Source organism: Clostridiales bacterium, from assembly GCA_030016385.1.
Taxonomy (GTDB): Bacteria; Bacillota; Clostridia; order Clostridiales; family Oxobacteraceae; genus JASEJN01.
This window is the reverse complement of record JASEJN010000017.1, coordinates 1-21,023: the sequence shown is the minus strand read 5'-3', so window position 1 is coordinate 21,023 and position 21,023 is coordinate 1. Positions and strand designations below refer to the sequence as shown.

Annotated in this window: 16 protein-coding genes; 1 reads left to right on the top strand and 15 read right to left on the bottom strand. The window is 39.7% G+C overall.

The genetic code is table 11. The features are described from left to right. Window positions 1-127: 127 nt before the first annotated feature. The 8 genes from QME45_05895 to QME45_05860 form a co-directional block, all read right to left on the bottom strand. On the bottom strand, window positions 128-640 hold the full coding sequence (locus tag QME45_05895; protein ID MDI6618197.1) for a MerR family transcriptional regulator: 513 nt from the start codon (window positions 638-640) through the stop codon (window positions 128-130). 100 nt (window positions 641-740) lie between these two features. Then, window positions 741-2,045 (bottom strand): DRTGG domain-containing protein, encoded by a 1,305-nt coding sequence (locus tag QME45_05890; protein ID MDI6618196.1) that lies wholly within the window; start codon window positions 2,043-2,045, stop codon window positions 741-743. 14 nt (window positions 2,046-2,059) lie between these two features. Then, entirely contained in the window at window positions 2,060-3,007 is a 948-nt protein-coding gene (gene whiA / locus QME45_05885) for a DNA-binding protein WhiA (protein MDI6618195.1), read from the bottom strand. Between the two features lie 8 nt (window positions 3,008-3,015). Then, the gene (locus QME45_05880) at window positions 3,016-4,332 is read right to left on the bottom strand and encodes a YvcK family protein (protein ID MDI6618194.1); all 1,317 of its coding nucleotides are present in this window, start codon (window positions 4,330-4,332) and stop codon (window positions 3,016-3,018) included. Then, window positions 4,329-5,204, bottom strand: coding sequence for an RNase adapter RapZ (rapZ, locus tag QME45_05875; GenBank protein ID MDI6618193.1), 876 nt, complete (start codon window positions 5,202-5,204; stop codon window positions 4,329-4,331). The genes QME45_05880 and rapZ overlap by 4 nt, the downstream gene beginning before the upstream one ends. Window positions 5,205-5,317: 113 nt before the next feature. After that, window positions 5,318-6,232 carry a UDP-N-acetylmuramate dehydrogenase gene (gene murB, locus QME45_05870; protein ID MDI6618192.1) on the bottom strand — a complete coding sequence of 305 codons (915 nt, stop codon included), beginning with the start codon at window positions 6,230-6,232 and terminating at the stop codon, window positions 5,318-5,320. A gap of 398 nt (window positions 6,233-6,630) precedes the next feature. Further along, the gene (locus tag QME45_05865; protein ID MDI6618191.1) at window positions 6,631-7,830 is read right to left on the bottom strand and encodes a hypothetical protein; all 1,200 of its coding nucleotides are present in this window, start codon (window positions 7,828-7,830) and stop codon (window positions 6,631-6,633) included. Further along, window positions 7,823-8,749, bottom strand: a complete 927-nt coding sequence (locus QME45_05860; protein ID MDI6618190.1) for a HAMP domain-containing sensor histidine kinase — start codon at window positions 8,747-8,749, stop codon at window positions 7,823-7,825. The genes QME45_05865 and QME45_05860 overlap by 8 nt, the downstream gene beginning before the upstream one ends. A gap of 253 nt (window positions 8,750-9,002) precedes the next feature. Between QME45_05860 and QME45_05855 the strand changes: the two genes are divergently transcribed. Beyond that, entirely contained in the window at window positions 9,003-9,749 is a 747-nt protein-coding gene (locus QME45_05855; protein ID MDI6618189.1) for a C39 family peptidase, read from the top strand. A 6-nt stretch (window positions 9,750-9,755) separates the two neighbouring features. Here the strand turns inward: QME45_05855 and QME45_05850 are convergent, their stop codons facing one another. The 7 genes from QME45_05850 to uvrB form a co-directional block, all read right to left on the bottom strand. Beyond that, entirely contained in the window at window positions 9,756-10,505 is a 750-nt protein-coding gene (locus tag QME45_05850; protein ID MDI6618188.1) for a phosphatase, read from the bottom strand. A 133-nt stretch (window positions 10,506-10,638) separates the two neighbouring features. Further along, window positions 10,639-12,495, bottom strand: coding sequence for an excinuclease ABC subunit UvrC (uvrC, locus tag QME45_05845; protein MDI6618187.1), 1,857 nt, complete (start codon window positions 12,493-12,495; stop codon window positions 10,639-10,641). 10 nt (window positions 12,496-12,505) lie between these two features. Further along, the gene (locus tag QME45_05840; GenBank protein MDI6618186.1) at window positions 12,506-13,930 is read right to left on the bottom strand and encodes a penicillin-binding transpeptidase domain-containing protein; all 1,425 of its coding nucleotides are present in this window, start codon (window positions 13,928-13,930) and stop codon (window positions 12,506-12,508) included. 13 nt (window positions 13,931-13,943) lie between these two features. Next, on the bottom strand, window positions 13,944-15,152 hold the full coding sequence (locus QME45_05835) for an FtsW/RodA/SpoVE family cell cycle protein (protein MDI6618185.1): 1,209 nt from the start codon (window positions 15,150-15,152) through the stop codon (window positions 13,944-13,946). Between the two features lie 48 nt (window positions 15,153-15,200). Continuing rightward, window positions 15,201-15,626, bottom strand: coding sequence for an FHA domain-containing protein (locus QME45_05830; GenBank protein MDI6618184.1), 426 nt, complete (start codon window positions 15,624-15,626; stop codon window positions 15,201-15,203). A gap of 218 nt (window positions 15,627-15,844) precedes the next feature. Next, a complete protein-coding gene (gene uvrA / locus QME45_05825) occupies window positions 15,845-18,667 on the bottom strand; it encodes an excinuclease ABC subunit UvrA (protein MDI6618183.1) in 2,823 nt (940 codons plus the stop codon). Between the two features lie 190 nt (window positions 18,668-18,857). Continuing rightward, a complete protein-coding gene (uvrB, locus tag QME45_05820) occupies window positions 18,858-20,837 on the bottom strand; it encodes an excinuclease ABC subunit UvrB (protein MDI6618182.1) in 1,980 nt (659 codons plus the stop codon). Window positions 20,838-21,023 lie beyond the last annotated feature (186 nt).

Below are 21,023 nucleotides of genomic sequence, written 5' to 3'. Positions count from 1 at the left end.
TATTCACCTCCCTTACAAAAATTATTATATCACATATAATTGCCCGTTGTGATAAGGGGTGATAAATAGGATGCATCCGATCAAATCAAAAAAAGAAGATGGAAAATTCCCATCCCCGTTTTGCAAACTATTTAAAAATACTGCTGAAAAAGCCTTTTCTCTGATTTTTCTTTCTCCATTCGGCAATAAGCTGATCTATCTTTGAATTCCTCTCCTGTTCCAGATAGTCGATTTTTTCTTTCAAATCGTCTATCTCCTGTTTAAGCTCGTCATTCTTATCGTCCATCGTCTTTTTAATCTCACCTACGAGATCTGCTTTGAGTTTGTCCACCGCTGCGGTATAATTATTCACGCCTACTACAGCGACATCATTTGTTGCCGCCGTCTCTTCATTGATTATTATACCAGTCTTTCTAAGGACTTTCCTTATAGCTTTCAGACTCAGCTTTTCGTTTTCCCTGAGTTCTTTTATAAATTTAAACCTGTTTATATCATCCTGGGTATAAATCCTCTGGTTCATCTCGTTTCGCCTGTCCGGAAGCCCCAATTCCTTTTGCCAGTATCTTAGATTATATATTTCTTCTTTCAATATTTCCGCAACTTCTCCTACGGAATATTCTCTTTCCGATGCTTCAATCATAATACCCCTCCGATTTACATATTATGGTATGGAGTATTTTATTCTACAATTGCATGGGAAATTCCTCTAAAAATTTAAAAATATTTTACTAAATTTACTATTATTTACATTTCATAATTTTTACGGACATCATGCCTTTTAAATAAAGGGACCCGTCACTGCCATAAATATCCGCGTCCACTTTCGCAAAATTTTTTCCTGAACCTATGACTGTCGCCTTAATCGATATTTCACTTTCAAGAGGTATCGGTTTTATGGAATATACTACAAAACTATCAGGGAAAATGTTATGATTTTTATGCTTTAATGCTGATGTACAGGCTATAGACATCAGCATCATAAGGATACTTGAACTCACGGATCCGGTTGAACTATACATTTCAGGCACTATTTTCCCCTTCAAGATTATACCGTCATCAAAATATCCACATTGAAAACTTTTTATTATCATATCATCAAATGTTTTACTCAAGTGAGTCTGCTTTGACATGCTTTCCAGAGCTTTCATTATATCCGTCCGCCCTATTACGCCTACAAGCCTCTTATTTTCTACAACCGGTATAAGCTCAAGACCGTCCCAGACCATTATATGAGATGCATAGGCAGCGGAAGTATTTTTGCCCACGGTAACAGGATTTTTTGTCATTACTTTGCCTATCTGCTCATGATCTTTTACCGATTCGCCTATATCCTTTGATGATATTATTCCGACCACCCGGTTTCTGTCATCCAGCACGGGAAATTTATCATACTTGGTTTTTACTGTCAGTTCCCTGTATGCTTTTATAGTATCCGCAGAATACAGATATACGGGGTCTGGATTCATTATGTCACCCACAAGTATTATGTCTTTTTTTATAAGCCTCTCCGATATGGCTTTATTTATCATGGTAGCAATCGTAAAAGTATCATAGGAAGAAGAAATTATAGGAAGTTTTTTTGTATTCGCGAGTTCCTTGATATTATTTGAGCATCCAAATCCGCCGGTTATGAGCACCGCGCATCCATTTTCAAGGGCCAATTTGAAAGCTTCTTCCCTGTTTCCGACGATTAAAAGGTTCCCAGGAGAAATATATTTTTTCATCGCATCGACAGTCATCGCTCCTATGATGAACTTATTCAGATGTTTTGAGAGGCCTTCCCTGCCGCCAAGTATAGTGCCCCCTACGATATTTGCAACTTCCTTATATGTGAGAGCCTCAGCACTCTTTTTATCTATCTTTACTATTCTTACGGTCCCCACCCTCGGTATTGTACTTACTATGCCGTTGGATTCGGCATCCTTTATGGCCCTGTATGCCGTACCTTCGCTGACATTCAGCTTGTTTGCTATCATCCTTACGGATATTTTGCAACCCACCTCATAATTTTCTATATATTTCAATATCTCTTCATGCTTTGTCATTTCAATCTCCCCTGCTATTTATTCATAAGTTCTTCCGCTATCTCCTCTATTTTCCTGAGCCTGTGGTTCACGCCCGATTTTCCTATGGGCGGATCGAGCATCTCTCCAAGTTCCTTCAGTGAACAATCCGGATGGTTAAGCCTCGCTTCCGCAATCTCGCTTAAGTTTCTCGGCAATTTTTTTATTCCTATGGTCCTTCCGATAAGCTTTATATTTTCTATTTGCCTTACAGAAGCGTTTACAGTTTTATTCAAATTCGCGGTCTCACAGTTCACCAGGCGGTTTACATTATTTCTCATTTCCTTATATATTCTGACATTCTCCAAATTCAAAAGAGATCTATGGGCGCCTATTATATTGAGCAGATCAACAATCTGTTCGCCCTCTTTTATATAAACGACATAATTGCTTTTTCGCTGTATTACTTTTGAACTCAGCCCGAATGAATTAATGATCTTCGAAAGGCTTCGCGCATGCTCCCTAGTATGATTTACGAACTCCAAATGATATGTCTTCTCAGGGTTGGTTAAAGAACCGCCGCCTAAGAAAGCGCCTCTTATATATGCCTTCTTGGATTCGCTGTCCTTTATAATCGAATGTTTTATGCCATATATTATTTTGATCCTTTTCCCCGTTAAAGATAATATACCGCATTCTTTTAAAATATTTATCGTTTCACTGCCTGAACTTACAATTACCAGATAAATATTATTTTTCATAAGCTGCCTGCTTTTTTTGACCATCACCTGAGGGTGTACTCCAAAACAGTCTTTAATAAGAGAAAAAATCCTTCGGGCAATTGCCGGGTTTTCCGTACTTATCCTGAAACTCACGCTGTGCTGTCCATTTATCCGAAGTGTACCACCCGTCTTTATTAGGGCTGACAATTCTGCGATACGGCATTCCCGTCCTTCTTTCGTGATCCTGCATATCTCATTCTTAGCTGCCTGTGAAAAGGACATATTATATTCTAAATTCTCCTTTCTTTAAGTCTTTCATTGAGATAATAATACTCCAGCGTTCTCTTTTTGTCTTTTGATATTCTTTCGTTGAGGACTATGTCTATAATGAGACGGGCCAGCTTGTTTGTATTATGCCTTACAAGATTATTATGGACATATACAAGGTTATCTTCGACTAATTTGATGTTTTCCTTGAGTATATTGTTTCTATCTATATTTACTTCCTGTGCACCTTCCTCTATATATTTGCCATACAACCATCTCGGTATCTTTCCGTCATTCGCTATAACATAATTTATTATCCTTTTTCTGCAGTATTTGTGTATGGCATCGATATGGTCGCATACGGAATATCCTATGGTTTCTCCCGGCTGCGTCATGATATTTGACACATAAATCTTCACTGCGCCTGAATCCTCTATATGCCTTGCGATATCATCGACAAGGAGGTTCGGTATTATGCTCGTATACAGACTCCCCGGCCCGAATACAATGGCATCGGCTTCCCTTATGGCATTAACCGCTTCATCGAGAGGATATACATTTGACGGCTCGATAAAGACCCTTTTTATAGGCACATTTTGAGTACGCTTGGTAATTTCGCTCTCACCTTTTACAATAGTGCCGTCTTCCAACTCCGCAAATAATTTTACATCTGATAGGGTTACCGGCAAAACCTGGCCCGTAACAGCCAGCACCTCGCTCATCTTTTTAATCGCTTCTTCAAAATTATCGGATATGCCGTTCATTGCTGCAATAAAAAGATTCCCGAAACTTTGCCCTTTAAGCATGCCGTCAGTGAACCTGTACTGGAGGAGATTCTCCATAACGGGCTCCGTATCAGCCAGCGATAAAAGACAGTTCCTTATGTCGCCTGGGGGAAGTATGCCAAGCTCTTCCCGAAGCACGCCAGATCCGCCTCCGTCATCTGCGACAGTAACAATTGCCGTCAAATTGGATGTATAATGCTTCAACCCCCTCAGCATCGTCGAAAGCCCTGTACCTCCTCCTATGACCACGATTTTTGGTCCCTTTATAAGAAGTCTTTTTTCATATACCAAACTGCTCAATTTGTTGATTCCTGTACATGCATCAACACCCACATCGCTTATGAGCCTTAAAACCGACTTCATTCCGAATTTATAAGATATAATGATTATTGCAGCGCCCGCTGCCGATATCAAATAAAATACCGCCAAATTTGCTCTGAATCTTCCATCTATAAGTTTACCAAGTCCGAAACTTGTTATAACTAAACCTAATATACCAAGAAGTATCCACCTTTTTACTTTTGCCCCGGGTCTTAACCAGTTTGGAATTCTCATTTATTTGACTCCTCTATATCCTCAGAAATATCCCTGTGATCTATCAAAACTCTGTGACCGTTTTTCTTAAGATCCTCATAAATCTGATTTGCAATGACAACGGATCTGTGCCTGCCGCCGGTACAGCCTACTGCAATTACAAGATGGGTTCTGCCCTCCTTAATATAATATGGTATTAAGAACTCAACCATGTCAGTAACTTTTGCTAAAAACTGCTGGGTCTCAGGCCATTTTAAAACGTATTTCACCACAGGTTCATCCTTGCCTGACTTTCTCTTCAGCGTATCGACATAATAAGGGTTTGGGAGAAACCGTACGTCGAATACAATATCGGCATCCAGAGGTATTCCATATTTATAGCCGAAGGATACTATGGAAATAATTATACCTTCAAACTTTTTACCCTCCACAAAAATCCTTGTGAGTTCCACTTTTAGCTCTCTTGGAGTAAGATTTGAAGTATCTATTATGTTATCCGCCTTCGATTTTACTTCAGACAGCCTCATTCTTTCCTGGCTTATACCGTCCGAAAGCCTGCCGTCCGGCGAAAGAGGGTGGCTTCTTCTGGACTCTTTAAACCTTTTAATAAGGACGTCATCCGACGCATCCAGAAATAGTATTTCATATTTATAATTTTGCGTTTTTAGCTGGTTTAATGAATAAAATAAATCATCGAAAAACTTCCCGCCTCTTATATCTATAACAAGAGCGACTTTCTCTATTTTACCTTCTGTCTGATAACAAAGATCAGCAAATTTTGGAAGAAGTGCCGGAGGTAGGTTGTCTACACAGTAAAACCCAAGGTCTTCAAGGCACCTTATGGTCTGTGTTTTCCCTGCGCCGGAAAGCCCTGTTACAATCACGAAACGCATATTATCACTCCTTTTCAACTAATTATAGCATTACAAATGGCAGTTAACAATTGTTGACTGCCATCGGCCGTTTGCTGCTGATCGTACTGTGCTATTTGAACGACGAAAGAGCATTACTCTTCTCCTATTATCTTGACTTCCGGTTCGAGACGGACATTGAATTTCTTATACACTTCATCTATTACGATATTTATAAGCTCCAATATGTCAGATGCAGAAGCATTCCCGTTGTTTACAATAAATCCGGAATGCATTTTTGATACTTCTGCGCCGCCCACACTTACACCCTTCAGGTTTGAGTCTTCAATAAGCTTCGCTGCAAAATGCCCTTCAGGCCTTTTAAACGTGCTGCCTGCACTAGGAAGGTTAAGGGGCTGCTTTTCCTTTCTCCTTCTCGTAAGCGTTTCCATCCTGTCTTTTATATCTTCATAGTTTCCATGCCCCAGTTTAAATCTAGCCCTGAGCGCAGTGTATCCGTACTTGCTTATAGTGCTTATCCTGTATCCGAATTCCAGTTTTGGACCGCTTATAGTTATAATATTGAAATCATTATCTATTGCATCCACAGAGTACACTACATCCTTTATTTCACCATTATATGCGCCGGCATTCATGGCAATGGCACCTCCTACCGTGCCCGGTATGCCGCATGCAAATTCTATTCCCTTAAGCCCTGCCTCAAGAGCCTGTTTTGATACACATGAAAGAAGTGCACCGGCATCTGCGGATAATGTATCCCCATGGATGCTTATGGCATTGAACCTGTCATATATTTTCAGCACCGCACCCCTTATGCCCTTGTCCCTCACAATAAGGTTTGTACCGTTTCCCATCACATATACAGGAAAGCCATTATCGCGGAATATCTTAAGCACATCCCTTATCTCAAGATCGCTTCCCGGCGTGACAAATATGTCTGCAGGTCCGCCGACTTTAAACGATGTATGCCTGCTCATCGGTTCATTTATTTTAACATTGTCTTCTCCAACAACGGATATGATCCTTTTTATAACATCACTCTTTTTCAAGTTCGCATCTCCTCCGGATTCTGTTTATATTTTAAGCCATTTATGCAGATTCTATAACATATCGAACATCAATAATTTAGTCTTCTGTACAGGTTGAAATATTTTTTACTCACATTTAACAAAATTTTTGCAATTAACCTCCATAATAATTAAAGTATAAAATTATAACCCAATTTGTGCAAGTCTAAAAAGATAAACATCGATAAATAAAAGAGGGAGTCGCAAAAATGCCATCGCTGCTGTGAAAGGCAGAACGTTTGAAGCGGTTGAGAAGCGTACGGGAATTTGTGCTATAATAATTTTGTTATAATCTCTTAGGAAGAAGATCCTGTTCCAATGAAAATCAACGACAAAACAATTCAGCATACCTTTTCAGGTCTGTTTTGCATCAGCCCCCTTTATTTATCAAATGCAAACTTATATATCCTAGTCCCTCCGAGCCTGCTGCCGAATACGAAGAGATTTTTGCCGTCAATGCTCCATTTCGCATAATCTGAATACTCCCTGCATATAACTTTGGGTGAAACCAATTCATAGCCGTCAAGATATGCTGCATATATCATATCTGATCTATCCACCTCTTTGTTATCTTCATAGGTCGGTTCGTATTCATATGCAATCCTTTTATTATCCCTTGATACATCAAAAAGTTTTATATTGCCATGAAGTAAATTTCTGATGATTTTGCTTTTAGAATCATAAATATACATACCGCTGTTGCCACTTATTGCATTTCTGATGAATAAAATATTGCCGTTATTCAAAGGTATATATTTAGGCATATATTTATCGATGCTGCCATCTCCTTCCATTAACTTTATGTTAGATAGCTTGCCGTTTTTTATATCGAGATTATACAAACCATTATTGTATTTAAAATAAATCCGATTCCCATCCGCCGATAATTTTATATCATATATGTATTTAAAAGTAACATATTCACCTTTCTGAGAAATAGACTTATAAGTCTCCGGATCACATTTTTTTAAAATATCGCTACCTGATATAATATCCTTTCGGCTGCCTTTTAAAGTATAGTGAAAGATATTTTTTGCGCTGATTCCAATAAAGCCGCTACCATCAGGAAACCATTCTGCATCTGTTGCATCATATAATATGTTTAGAACTTTACTGCTTTCCATATCATATAATATCAGGCAATTTTGCGGGGCACTATTTTTTCTTTCAGCATTAACCAATAACTTCCCTCCATCCGGTGACACACGAATTCCATAAAGATTTGAGCGACCGTCTATTTTTAACACAGACAGATCGTTATTGTTGAAATCAAGGATAGATATACTGCTTTCCGTCCCGGTGATATTATAAGATGTAAATATCAGCGAATTATTGTTCAGTATGTCAGGTTCGACGATAGGATAAGGCACATCCAACTTTGTAACCTTTGTAATATCTATTCCGTTTTTACCGGAGGAGATATCCTCAAATGAATTTTTGTTTATTATAAACGTACGAGACTTTTTAAAATTAAAATTGTATATGCCGATTAAAATATAAAAACCGATTATTGAAAAGCATAAAATAGCCGCAGGAATTAAAAAATGCTTATATTTATTTACATTTTCCATTTTAATCATTATTCTCACCTTTAAAGTCAAGTGTCACTTCCGTTCCTATATTTTCAACGCTTTTTATATTTACAGTACCATTATGCCTTTCCACTATCTTTTTTACGATTGTAAGCCCCAGTCCGACACTGCCCTTTTCTCTCGAAAACCTTTTCGATATTCTGTAAAACGGCTCAAACAAATTATCAATGCATTCTTTTGGTATACCCTTTCCCTTGTCTTTTATCTTTACAAATATATGGTTACCTTCGTGATATGCTTTACATTCCACGTCAGAATTGACATTCCCATATTTAATCGAATTATCTATCAGATTAATGATAATTTCCTTAAGCTTATCTTCATCACCGTATATGGCAAGGCCATCTTGTATTAAACAGCGTATATTGATTCCGTATTTCCTTGCCTTTATGCCCATTTCATCGCATGTTTTTACTATAAGTTCAGAAAAATTTACTCTTTTAAATTGATATTTGGACCCTGAGGAATTAAATTTTGATATTTCCAGCACCTGTACCACCATTTTGTTCATCCGCTTGCTTTCATTTATTATGCAGAAAATTCCCTTATCAAAAAAATTTTTGTCGGAGAAACCATTCTCCTTTATAATCTGCGCATATCCAAGTATTGTAGTAAGAGGGGTCTTAAGCTCATGGGTCACATTATCGAAAAATACCTTGCTGTGCATCTGGGCTTCTTTAAGATCATCCCGATCTCTTTCGATAATCCTTATCTGCCCCCTTATTCTCTGCACCATAATTTTAAATCTCCCAGCCAGTTCTCCTATTTCATCTTCTGAGTCAATATCTATTTTCGAATCGAAATCTCCCTTGGATATTCGTTCGGTACTATTTATAAGCTTTCTTACAGGTTTTGTAATATGTCTCGATAGAACCAACGATACGATGAATATAGCAATAAAAATCATCACGGCGAAAGCATTTATTATCTCTTTAAATCTTTTATTATAGCTGAAAATTTCCGTATAATCCTTCTTCTTTTCATCTTCGATACAACTATAGAAAAACTGCGATACAGCCGGATTTTATAATAAAGCTGAAATGTTATTTTGATTATGCTCCTGATAATGATAAATTACCTGCCTTTACAATCATAAAATTTTAAATGGATAGGCGTAAATGCGAAATTGTTTCAATATATGAATTTAAGAGGTGAAATTATTGAAAAAATTTTTATTTGTTTCTGCATTATCATTAGTATTATGCTCTGCCATATGCGGATGTACCGTTAAAAACGTCCAGCCGATAGAGTCCAAGGATAATAGCGGCAAGGCTTATTGGATAAATGATGGCGCGGGCAAAGCCTACTCGATAGAGATCACCGGCGTGCCTGTAATAGGCCAGATGCCGGAACTCCCAACAGGATGCGAAGCCACTTCTGCCGCAATGCTGCTCCAATGGGCCGGAGTTGATACAAATAAAGTAGATGTAGCAAATAATATTAAAAAGGGCCATGTACCAGTATTAAAAAATGGAAAGCTTTACGGGCCAAACCCAAATAACGTATTTGTCGGCGATCCATTTTCCAATTTTGGATATGGCACCTTTCACAAACCTATAGCAGATGTTATAAATATGTATCTTGAAGACAAGGCTTGTGATGTTACAGGTGCTTCAATCGATGACCTTTACAAAATACTCAATTCGGGAAGACCTGTTATCGTATGGGCAACTATCCATATGGTTGAACCAAAGGTATCGAAAATCTGGTACGATGAAAATGGGGATAAAGTCACATGGATGATTCCGGAACATGCGCTGCTGCTTGTAGGATATACACAAGCCCACGTAATAGTTCACGATCCTTATACGGGAAATAAGGAACATTACTCCAAATCGGTATTTGAAAGTGTATGGAAAGCCATGGGAAGCCAGGCGGTGACGATTTGGGCAAATAAAAACGGTTAACATAAGTTAATCGTCCTGATGCCGGCAAAAATCGGTAACCACCTTTTTAGTTTTGTCTGAAAGATACCTTTTTAGTTTTCCAACATCTGTGTTCATTATATTCTCTTCAGGTATGCCGGCCTTTTCTATAAGGTCGGCTGCCAGTTTAAAATTGCCTATGTCAAAGCATATGTGGGCATCGCTTCCCATAACGACTTTTGCTCCTATCTCTTTCGCCTTCTTTGCAATCTTATAACAATTATCATAGCTTCCTATCCTTGATGTCCCAAGGGAACTGTTATTGATTTCTATCAGTACGTCCTTTTCCTTCGCTTTTTCTACGAATAAATCTATATCAATTGGAAATGCAGGATTCCCCGCATGTCCTATAATATCGACATATTCATTGTCCATAGCATTGATAAGCGCTTTAGTATTTTCTTCAACGCTTCCCGGTTTTATGCAAACATCATGAAGGCTTGCGATTACTAAATCCAGTTTTTTAAGTATCCCGTACGGTATATCCAATTTTCCATCATGATCCAGTATGTTGGCCTCCACTCCTCTTAATATCTCGACACCGAATAAATTATCAGGTACCACTCTTAGATTTCCAAAATAAAATATATGAGGTCCGCCGGGCATAGCCGGCCCATGATCTGTTACGGCGATCATCTTAAGCCCAATCTTCGACGCATATTCGGCATTTTCCAGAAGAGTGCTGTATGCATGGCCGCTGACAATCGTATGTGTATGCGTATCAAATTCATATTTCATTTAATCAACCCCTTTTATCTTTTGGGAAACAGTTTTACGTTCCCTGTATTTATTATTAAAGACTTCACCCGTAATTTAAGCTTATTTTATTTATGCCTGATTTCATATTACGAATTGAAGAAATATAAAGGCTTCAGTTCCTGTGAAAATAATCGTAAACCGCTCTGGCGGATTTAATGTTCATCCCCGGAACCTGTTTAATCTCATCTATGCTGCTTTCCTTTATCCTATCTATATTTCCAAAATACTTTATGAGAGATCTCTTCCTTATCTGTCCAATACCTTCTATTCCATCAAGCAAGGATATCATAACGCCCTTCCCTCTTAAACTCCTATGATAGCTTATGGCAAACCTGTGAGCCTCATCCTGTATCCTGCATATGAGTCTGAAGGAGTCTGAATTTCTGGATAGATTAAGCTCCTTTCCATCATGCACTAAGTCCCTTGTTCTGTGCCTGTCATCCTTGACCATTCCGTATATGGGAATATCTATATTAAGTCCGTCCAGAACCTCTTTGGCGGCATTTACCTGAATATTGCCTCCGTCTATCAGCAGTAGATCCGGAAAGTTGGAAAATTTACCATAGTTGATATTTTGTTCTTTCAGCATGCGGAGCTCTTCAAGTCCATGCCTGAAACGCCTTTCTATGACTTCCTGCATGCTGGCATAGTCATTTGCCCCTGTTACAGTCTTTATTTTAAATCTTCTGTACTCGCTGTTTTTGGGCTTCCCATCTATAAAAACAACCATGGAACCTACAGGATCCACACCCTGTATGTTGGATATATCGAAAGCCTCTATCCTGTGGGGTATCCCGTCAAGATTCAAAATGGACGCCAGCTCCCCGATGGCATACTCGGACATCTTCTTCTCTTTGAGAAGTTTATCGCTGAAGTTTTTAAGGATAATAGCGGCATTTTCTGCTACCATATCCACGAATTCCTTCTTTTCGCCCTTTTGAGGCACCTTAATATAGACCTTCGAATCCTTTTTCTCCGTAAGCCACGATTCGATTATTTCCTTTTCATCGATGTCCTCCTGAAGAAGTATGTTTTTGGGAATAAATACGGTGCCCGAATAAAACTGTTTTATAAATTCGGTAAGTATTTCTTTCGGACTCGATATATCGGTCTCTTCAAACATGTAATGTTCTCTGCCTATAAGCTTTCCCGTCCTTATAAAGAAAATCTGTATGCAAGTTTTATCTTTGGATCTTGCATATGCTATTATATCCTCGTCTTCCATATCGGTGGATATAATTTTCTGTTTTTCGTTTATCTGTTTTATTGCAGCAATCTTGTCCCTGTAATCGGCCGCCTTTTCATATTCCATATTTTCCGATGCTTTATTCATCCTGTCTTCAAGATCCGATAACAGTTCATCCTGTTTACCGGATAAAAACATGCATATATTCTTTATCATGTTGCCGTACTCCTCGCAGTTTACATCACCCTGACAGGGAGCTAGGCATCTTCCGATATAATAATTGAGGCAAGGCCTCTCTTTTTTATTTTTCCCAATAGCTCTGCCGCACGTTCTCACAGGAAAAAGCTTTTTTATGGTATCCAAAGTTTCCCTGACCGTATATGAACTGGAATACGGGCCGAAATATTTTGCCCTGTCCTTTTCAATCTTTCTCGTCATCATTATTCTTGGAAACTTTTCATTGATCGTAACTTTTATATACGGATAATGCTTGTCATCTTTAAGAAGAATATTATATTTAGGCTTATGTTTTTTTATAAGGTTGCACTCCAGTATAAGGGCTTCAAGCTCGGAATCGGTTATAATATATTCAAACTCCGATATATTCTCTACCATTGCCTTGACTTTAGGAGAATGGTTTTTGGAATTCTGGAAATACTGCCTCACCCTGTTCTTAAGGGATACAGCCTTGCCTATATAAATAATATGCCCGTCCTTATTCTTCATTATATATACTCCCGGCTTATCCGGAAGGAGCTTTAACTGCTCGGATATATCAAACATTTTTCCCACCTTATCTGTTTAAATATGTCTTAAATAAACTGCCTGAAATGGATGCGGCTTTCCCTCCGCCTGTTTCTCCGTTTTCTACGATTATCGCAATCGCAATCTTGGGGTCTTTGGCAGGCGCAAACGCAATAAACCATGAATGGGGTTCCTTGCCTTCGCCGACATCGGCGGTCCCGGTTTTTCCGGCTATATCGATTCCTTCAACCTGTGCCTTTTTCCCTGTCCCTTTTTTGACGACATCCACCATCATGGCATTAACCTTATCGGCTGTCTCTTTTAAAATGGGTTGTGAGAGAACCTTAGGTTTTGTACTTCTTATATTCCAGCCATAAGTATCTATAACGGACTTAACAAGATATGGCTTCATGATAACCCCATCATTAGCTATTGCCGATACCGAGAGGAGCATCTGAAGAGGCGTAACCCTGACCTCGTATTGCCCGATGGAACTTTGTGCCAGGCTGTCCATTCGATCTTTGCTTATAGATGGGAATTGGCTCTTTGAAACCTGAAGGTCAAATGGAATATTTTTATTGAAGTAGAAATCCTCGGCGCCTTTCTTTAACCTGTCTGCTCCGATTTCCATGCCTATCTGGCCGAAAACTATGTTGCTGGAAACAGTAAAGGCTTTATGGATGTCGATCCTTCCAAAACGCTCGTTTGCATAATTATGCAGCGTATAATTCCCTATTTTGAGCGCCCCGTTGTCCGCATACTTCTTGCTTTCTATGTCTTGAATATTTTCTAAAGCCTCGCTTGCCACGATAACCTTGAATGTTGAACCTGGAGGATATATCCCCGGCTGTATCGCCCTGTTCAATAATACACCGTTTTCATCGTCTTTCACCAAACTGTTCCAGTCCTGATCTATGGTCGACGGATTGAATGTCGGCTTTGATACCATGCAGAGTATCTCTCCTGTTTTGGGATCCATTGCAACGATTGCTCCCCTGTTATTTCCAAGGGCATCATAAGCGGCTTTTTGAAGATTGCTGTCTATGGTAAGGACAAGACCATTGCCCTTTCTATCAGCTCTCGTCATTATATCTCTTATAAGCTTGAAAGGGTTCAACATATTATCGTTTAGCAATTCCTTGGAATAAGATTTCTCCAGCCCCGAAGTGCCGTATTTCATGCTAAAATATCCTAAAACCGGGGCATATGGCATTTCCAGGTCCTTATTATATATTCTCTTCTGCGAATTATCCGCCTGCCTTTGGCTATCTGCCACCAGATTCATTTTTCTATCATAAATGCTTCCTCTTAACACATCATATTCCTTATCGATGTTCCTTTTGTTCTTAGGATCCGAAACAAGGGCTTCGCCGTATCTTATCTCAAAATATGATAAATATCCTATCAACAATACAAAAGAAGCAGAAAAAACTATCAATATTTTAATAATATTTTTTCTTATTCCGTCCTTCATTTTTCCACCTCACTCATGCCGTATAAGATTCAGAGATTTTTTGAAGTATTCCAAGAGATATAAAATTGATAATCATTGAACTTCCGCCATAGCTGATAAAGGGCATCGTTATTCCCGTAAGCGGAATAAGCTTTATTACCCCGCCTATAATCACAAAGACCTGCGCTCCTATCATAGTCGAGATGCCGACGGATGTCAGTTTGCTGAATGCGCCTTCTGCATAAATGGCAGTCCTGAACCCTCTGTATATAAGCAAAAAATAAGTAATGATTATAGCGAACCCGCCAAGCAATCCAAGTTCCTCGCAGATAATGGAAAATATCAGATCCGTCGAAACTGCAGGAATATAGTTCGGATGGCCAAGACATAATCCTGTTCCCAGGAAACCTCCTGATGATATTGCATATAGGGACTGTATTATCTGGTAACCGTAATGGTTCGGATCGCTCCATGGGTTAAGCCACATATTGACTCTCACCCTTACATGCGAAAATGCGAAAAAACTTCCTATGCCCCCTATAAAAAAAAGCAACATACTCATAAGCACATAGCGTGCATCGGATGTTCCCACATAAACCATAGCCACAGAAATGCCAAAAAAAATAATGGCCGTGCCGAGATCTTTTTGCATCACAAGCAAGATAAGAGAAACCATTATCACTATCCCTGGAATAACAAGTTCCTTCTTTGTATTATAATTGCAAAGCACCGATGCAAGATAAAGTATTATAAATACTTTTGCAAATTCAGACGGCTGAAAGCTTGTAAATCCTAAATCTATCCAGTTCTTCGATCCCCCGATATCGCTCCCGAAAAACTGTGTCAATACTAAAAGGCAGAGGGCAACCGCCATATATACATATTTAAACTTTGCTATGCTTTCAATATCCGGAAGCAGTATAACAATCAGCATGAATATTCCTATCCCTAAAGAAAACCACGTAAGCTGTTTTACCGCAAGAATCGGCTTTATCCTGTAAATCATTATGAGCCCTATATCCGACAGGAATATCGAAAGCACAAGCAAATATTTATCTCCATCGGGGAAAAACTTGTTTATTATAAAATGGCTGTACCATGCAAGAACTATCAAAAAAACCCCGAAAAGCACCGCTCCCCAATCCTTGTTGTATAGAGCAATTATCAAAAACGCTATTAAAGTTATGGCATAAATGAGCCTTAGTATCCTTTTTTCTTCAATATAGCTTCTACTTTTTTCCATTTTATTTTCTCCGTCTACCACTTTAACGGGTGTGAACACACCCTATGTTCAATCTATTACTTTAAATACGATTCCGCCAATATTCAATACATCACCGTCTTTTATGACCTCGGGTTTTTCCATCCTGTTCCCGTTTAAAAATGTACCATTTGTACTTTTCATATCCTTTAGGATATACTCATTATTTTTAAGAAATATACGTGCATGGTGTCCCGACACATATACGCTGTCCAAGACAATATTATTATCTTCCGCCCTTCCGATGTCTGTAACAGGATGCAGAGGATAAACGGCCCCAACTGGAATCGAACACTCTCCATTTACTCCGACTACTTCAATTCCGGCAGACGGTTCCGTCCTTTTTCCTCCTCCTTTTAAATCGCTGTGCATTACTTTAACCACTTTATAAAGGAAGATATATATCATGCTTAAAAGCACAAACCTCATTATCCAGATAATTAGCCTGTATAACATATTTACCACCCGTATATAAGGCGCACACCCCTGCCATGCAGTTAAACCCGAATGATGCGGGTGTGCCTCCTCTCCCTGATCATTAGTCTTGTTATAAATATTATACCACACATTTGGACCGCTCATGACTAAAGTCACAAGTGCAAGGAGCATAAAATTATATGAAGAATATGCAACCAACAACCATTTGCATTAAAACCATAAGATCAAAAGTTTATCTATACCTTCAATATCTTTTTTAAAAACTCTCCGGTATAAGATGCGGCATTCTGTGCCACCTCCTCCGGAGTACCCGTGGCGATAACATTACCGCCCCTGTCTCCTCCGTCAGGTCCCAGGTCTATTATATAATCGCAGCTTTTTATGATATCCAGGTTATGTTCTATGACAATTACGGTATTTCCTGCATCGGTAAGCCTCTGCAAAACTGATATGAGCCTGTTCACATCGTCCATATGAAGTCCTGTCGTTGGTTCATCCAGTATATACATAGTCTTTCCGGTACTCCTCTTCGAAAGCTCCGACGCAAGCTTTATCCTCTGGGCTTCGCCGCCCGAAAGCTCTGTGGATGGCTGACCGAGTTTAATATATGAAAGCCCCACATCATAAAGTGTTTTTAGCTTTGATTCTATTCTCGGTATATTCTCGAAGAAGGATAATGCTTCCTCGACTGTCATATTCAACACATCTGATATATTTTTACCTTTATATTTTACCTCAAGGGTTTCCCTGTTATACCTCTTGCCCTTGCATACTTCGCACGGAACATAAACATCAGGCAAGAACTGCATCTCTATTTTTATTATGCCATCGCCGCTGCAGGCTTCGCATCTTCCTCCCTTTACATTAAAGCTGAACCTTCCTGCCCTGTATCCTCTCATCTTTGCCTCGGGAGTCCCCGCAAAAACCTCCCTTATATGGTCGAAAACCCCGGTGTATGTCGCCGGATTTGATCTTGGAGTCCTGCCTATCGGCGACTGATCTATAGCAATCACTTTATCCAGATATTCCGTTCCCAGAATGCCATCATGGGCACCGGGTTTCACTTTGCTGCCGTTTAGTTTATGCGCCAGAGCTTTATGAAGTATTTCATTTACAAGGGTACTTTTGCCCGAACCGGATACACCCGTAACGCAGGTAAAAACCCCGAGTGGAAAGCTTACATCTATGTTCTTGAGATTATTCTCCCTGGCTTTTAAAACCTTTACCCACTTGCCGTTTGGTTTTCTCCTTTTATCGGGTATGACGATCTTTTTTCTGCCGCTTAAATATTGTCCCGTTATAGACCTTTTGCAATTTTTAATCGCATCGATTGAACCTGCCGCAACTATCTCTCCGCCGTGGTCACCGGCGCCAGGCCCTACGTCCACGATATAATCTGCGGCATACATCGTCTCTTCGTCATGCTCGACAACTATAAGCGTATTTCCTATATCCGTAAGGTGCCTCAACGACCTTAAAAGTTTTTCATTGTCTTTCTGGTGAAGCCCTATGCTCGGTTCATCCAGTATGTAAAGGACTCCCACAAGCCCCGAACCTATCTGCGTCGCAAGCCTTATCCTCTGGGACTCTCCTCCGGAGAGCGTTCCCGCAGCCCTCGAAAGGGTCAAATAATCGAGCCCAACGTCCGATAAAAACTGAAGCCTTGCCTTTATTTCTTTTATAATCTGCTTTGAGATTATCTTTTTCCTTTCTGTAAGCACTAAACTATTAATAAAATTCAGCTCATCCTTAACGGACATGTCTACGAGGCTGCATATCGAAATCCCTCCGACTGTAACTGCCCTGCTTTCTTTTTTCAGCCTTTTCCCCTTGCACTCCGGGCATTGCCTGATGCTCATGTAACCTTCTATTTCAGATCTGATAAATTCAGATGAAGTCTCCCGGTATCTTCTCTTAAGATTGTTTACGACGCCTTCAAACGGAAACATGACATCTCCGCGCCCGTATTCCCTGTCATATGATACCTTAACCTTTTCCCCGTTTGTGCCATATAATAAGATATCTATTATTCCCTGTGGCAAATCTTTAACAGGAACATCCAATCTGAAATCATACCTTTTGGCAAGTGCCTGTACTACATTATATGTCCATGTATCCTCTCGGAATGTCTTCCAGACATCGATAGCCCCTCCGTCTATGGACTTATTCTTATCGGGTATTATCAAGTCCGGATCCATTTCCATCAAGGTCCCCAACCCGTCACATTTCGGGCATTTTCCGAAAGGGCTGTTAAATGAGAACATCCTCGGAGCCAGATCTTCAATGCTTATTCCGCAGTCCGGGCAGGCAAATTTCTCGCTGAAGAACATTTCTTTCGAACCTATTACATCTACGATTACAAAACCTTCGCCCATTTTAAGCGCAGTCTCCAGAGAGTCAACAAGCCTTCTTCGTATGTTCTCTCTTATAATGATCCTGTCGACTATTACCTCTATCGTATGTTTTACGTTTTTTTCAAGCTTTATTTCATCGCTTAGTTCCCTGACCTTCCCGTCAATCCTTGCCCTTACAAATCCGTTTTTCTTTATACCCTCGAGTATCTTTACATGTTCGCCCTTCCTACCGCGTATCACCGGTGCCAGTATCTGTATCCTTTTGCCTTCACCTATGCCGATTATCCTGTCCGCCATCTGATCGACCGATTGCTGCGTTATTTCCTTCCCGCATTGCGGGCAATGGGGAATTCCTATTCTGGCATAAAGCAACCTGTAATAATCATATATTTCAGTAACGGTGCCAACAGTTGACCTTGGATTTCTGCTGGTAGTTTTCTGGTCTATCGAAATAGCAGGGGACAATCCCTCAATATAATCCACATCTGGCTTGTCCATCTGGCCTAAAAACTGCCTTGCATAAGCTGAAAGAGATTCTACATATCTTCTCTGACCTTCAGCATATATAGTATCAAAGGCAAGTGAAGATTTACCGGAGCCTGAAAGCCCTGTAAATACAATAAACTTGTCTCTTGGAATCTCCAGATCTACATTTTTTAAATTGTGTTCTCTCGCCCCTTTTATAATTATGCTGTTTTTTGACATACATTCACCTTCCAGTACTATAGTCGCATTATATTCAATTATAGACAAATAATTTATCTTCGATTCATAGCGGTTGTGATGTTTTAAACACTTCATCCGCTGAATTTAAAATATGCTCATCGCAGATGTATACATAGATTTGAAGAATAATTATTCCAATCGCTAAGCTCACAGCAATCGAAGAGACACTTTATATGCCATGTTTGAGCTTTAACTCGAATATTACATCCCTGAGCTCTGCCGCCCTTTCAAATTCCATTTTCTTTGCGGCGTCCTTCATTTCCTTTTCAAGCCTTGTTATCATCTGCTTTATGTCATCCTTCTTCATCCTGCCCAAATCACGCGCATTATTATGGTTTCTGCCCTTAACCGGCGTGGTCGCCTCGATTACATCAAATACAGGTTTTTTGATAGTTTTGGGTATTATATTATGATCCTCATTGAACTTTATCTGTATTCTTCTCCTCCTGTTAGTTTCATCCATCGCCCTTTTCATAGAATCTGTAATGGTATCTGCATACATTATTACCTTGCTTTGTGTATTTCTTGCAGCTCTGCCTATGGTCTGTATAAGGGATGTTTCGGAACGCAGAAAACCTTCCTTGTCGGCGTCGAGTATCGCGACCAGCGCGACTTCGGGCAGGTCAAGCCCTTCCCTTAGCAGGTTTATGCCGACAAGCACATCAAAAGTTCCAAGCCTTAAATCCCTGATTATTTTCATTCTTTCTATGGTTTCAATATCCGAATGCAGATATTTTACTTTTATTCCGACATCTTTCAAATAATCCGTCAGGTCCTCAGCCATCTTTTTTGTAAGCGTTGTCACCAGGACCCTGAAACCATTTTTCGTAACTTTGTTTATTGTTCCTATAAGATCATCGATCTGTCCCTTTACAGGCCTTATTTTTATTTCAGGATCTACTATTCCCGTGGGCCTTATGACCTGCTCTGCAACAACTTTTGAATGCTCATATTCATAAGGGCCGGGAGTCGCGCTTACGAATATCACCTGATTTATCTTTTTCTCAAATTCTCCAAATTTAAGGGGCCTGTTGTCATATGCTGACGGAAGCCTGAACCCGTATTCCACAAGGCTGTCCTTCCTTGATTTGTCGCCTGCGTACATCGCCCGGAGCTGCGGCAGGCTGACATGAGATTCGTCTATTATCATGAGATAATCATCTGGGAAATAATCGAGAAGAGTATACGGGGGTGTTCCCGGCCTTCTGCCGTCCATATGCCTCGAATAATTTTCTATTCCCGAGCAGTACCCGACTTCCCTCATCATCTCTATGTCATATTTTGTACGCTGTTCAAGCCTCTGGGCTTCGAGGAGCTTATCTTCCCCCCTTAAAACTTCAAGCCTTTCTTTTAACTCGATCTCAATGGAACTTATGGCCTTTTCCAGCTTTTCACCGGATGTGGCAAAATGGGATGCCGGAAATATTATCACGTGCTTTCTCTCTCCCAGTATCTCTCCCGTCAGAACATCGATTTCCGAAATCCTGTCTATTTCATCTCCAAACATTTCCACTCTGATAGCCCTATCCGACTGGGAAGCCGGAAATATTTCAACCACATCGCCCCTGACCCTGAACGTCCCTCTTACAAAGTTTATATCATTTCTTTCATATTGTATATCCACTAATCGCCTGAGTATTTCGTCCCTGTCCTTATTCATTCCAACTCTCAAAGACAGCGATAAGTTGTTGTATTCTTCAGGATCGCCAAGCCCGTATATGCACGATACGCTGGCAACGATTATTACATCGCGCCTTTCAAATAAAGCAGATGTCGCTGAATGCCGGAGTTTATCTATTTCATCGTTTATAGCTGCATCCTTTTCTATATATGTATCCGTCTGAGGCACATATGCTTCTGGCTGGTAATAATCATAATAGCTCACAAAATACTCGACTGCATTGTTTGGAAAAATTTCCTTGAACTCGCTGCACAGCTGAGCTGCAAGAGTCTTGTTATGCGCTATAACGATTGTAGGCTTGCGCACTCTTTCGATTATATTTGCAAGGGTAAATGTTTTTCCCGAACCTGTAACTCCGAGGAGAGTTTGAAATTTATTCCCTTTATTTATGCTTTCGGTTAATTTTTTTATGGCCTCCGGCTGATCGCCCTGAGGTTTAAACGAAGACACTATTTTAAATTCACCCATAACGTCCAACTCCTTTGGCATGCTTTTAAGAACATGCGTTCGCTATATTTATTATATTATTACACTTTTACCAATCAGTAAAGCAAAAATTAGTACAATCCTTCAATTCTATGAGATCATGTTATTTTGAGCACTCATTCGCCAGATTCAAGTTTTGTAAGTTCTAAGGCCTGCAGTCTTAAGAAT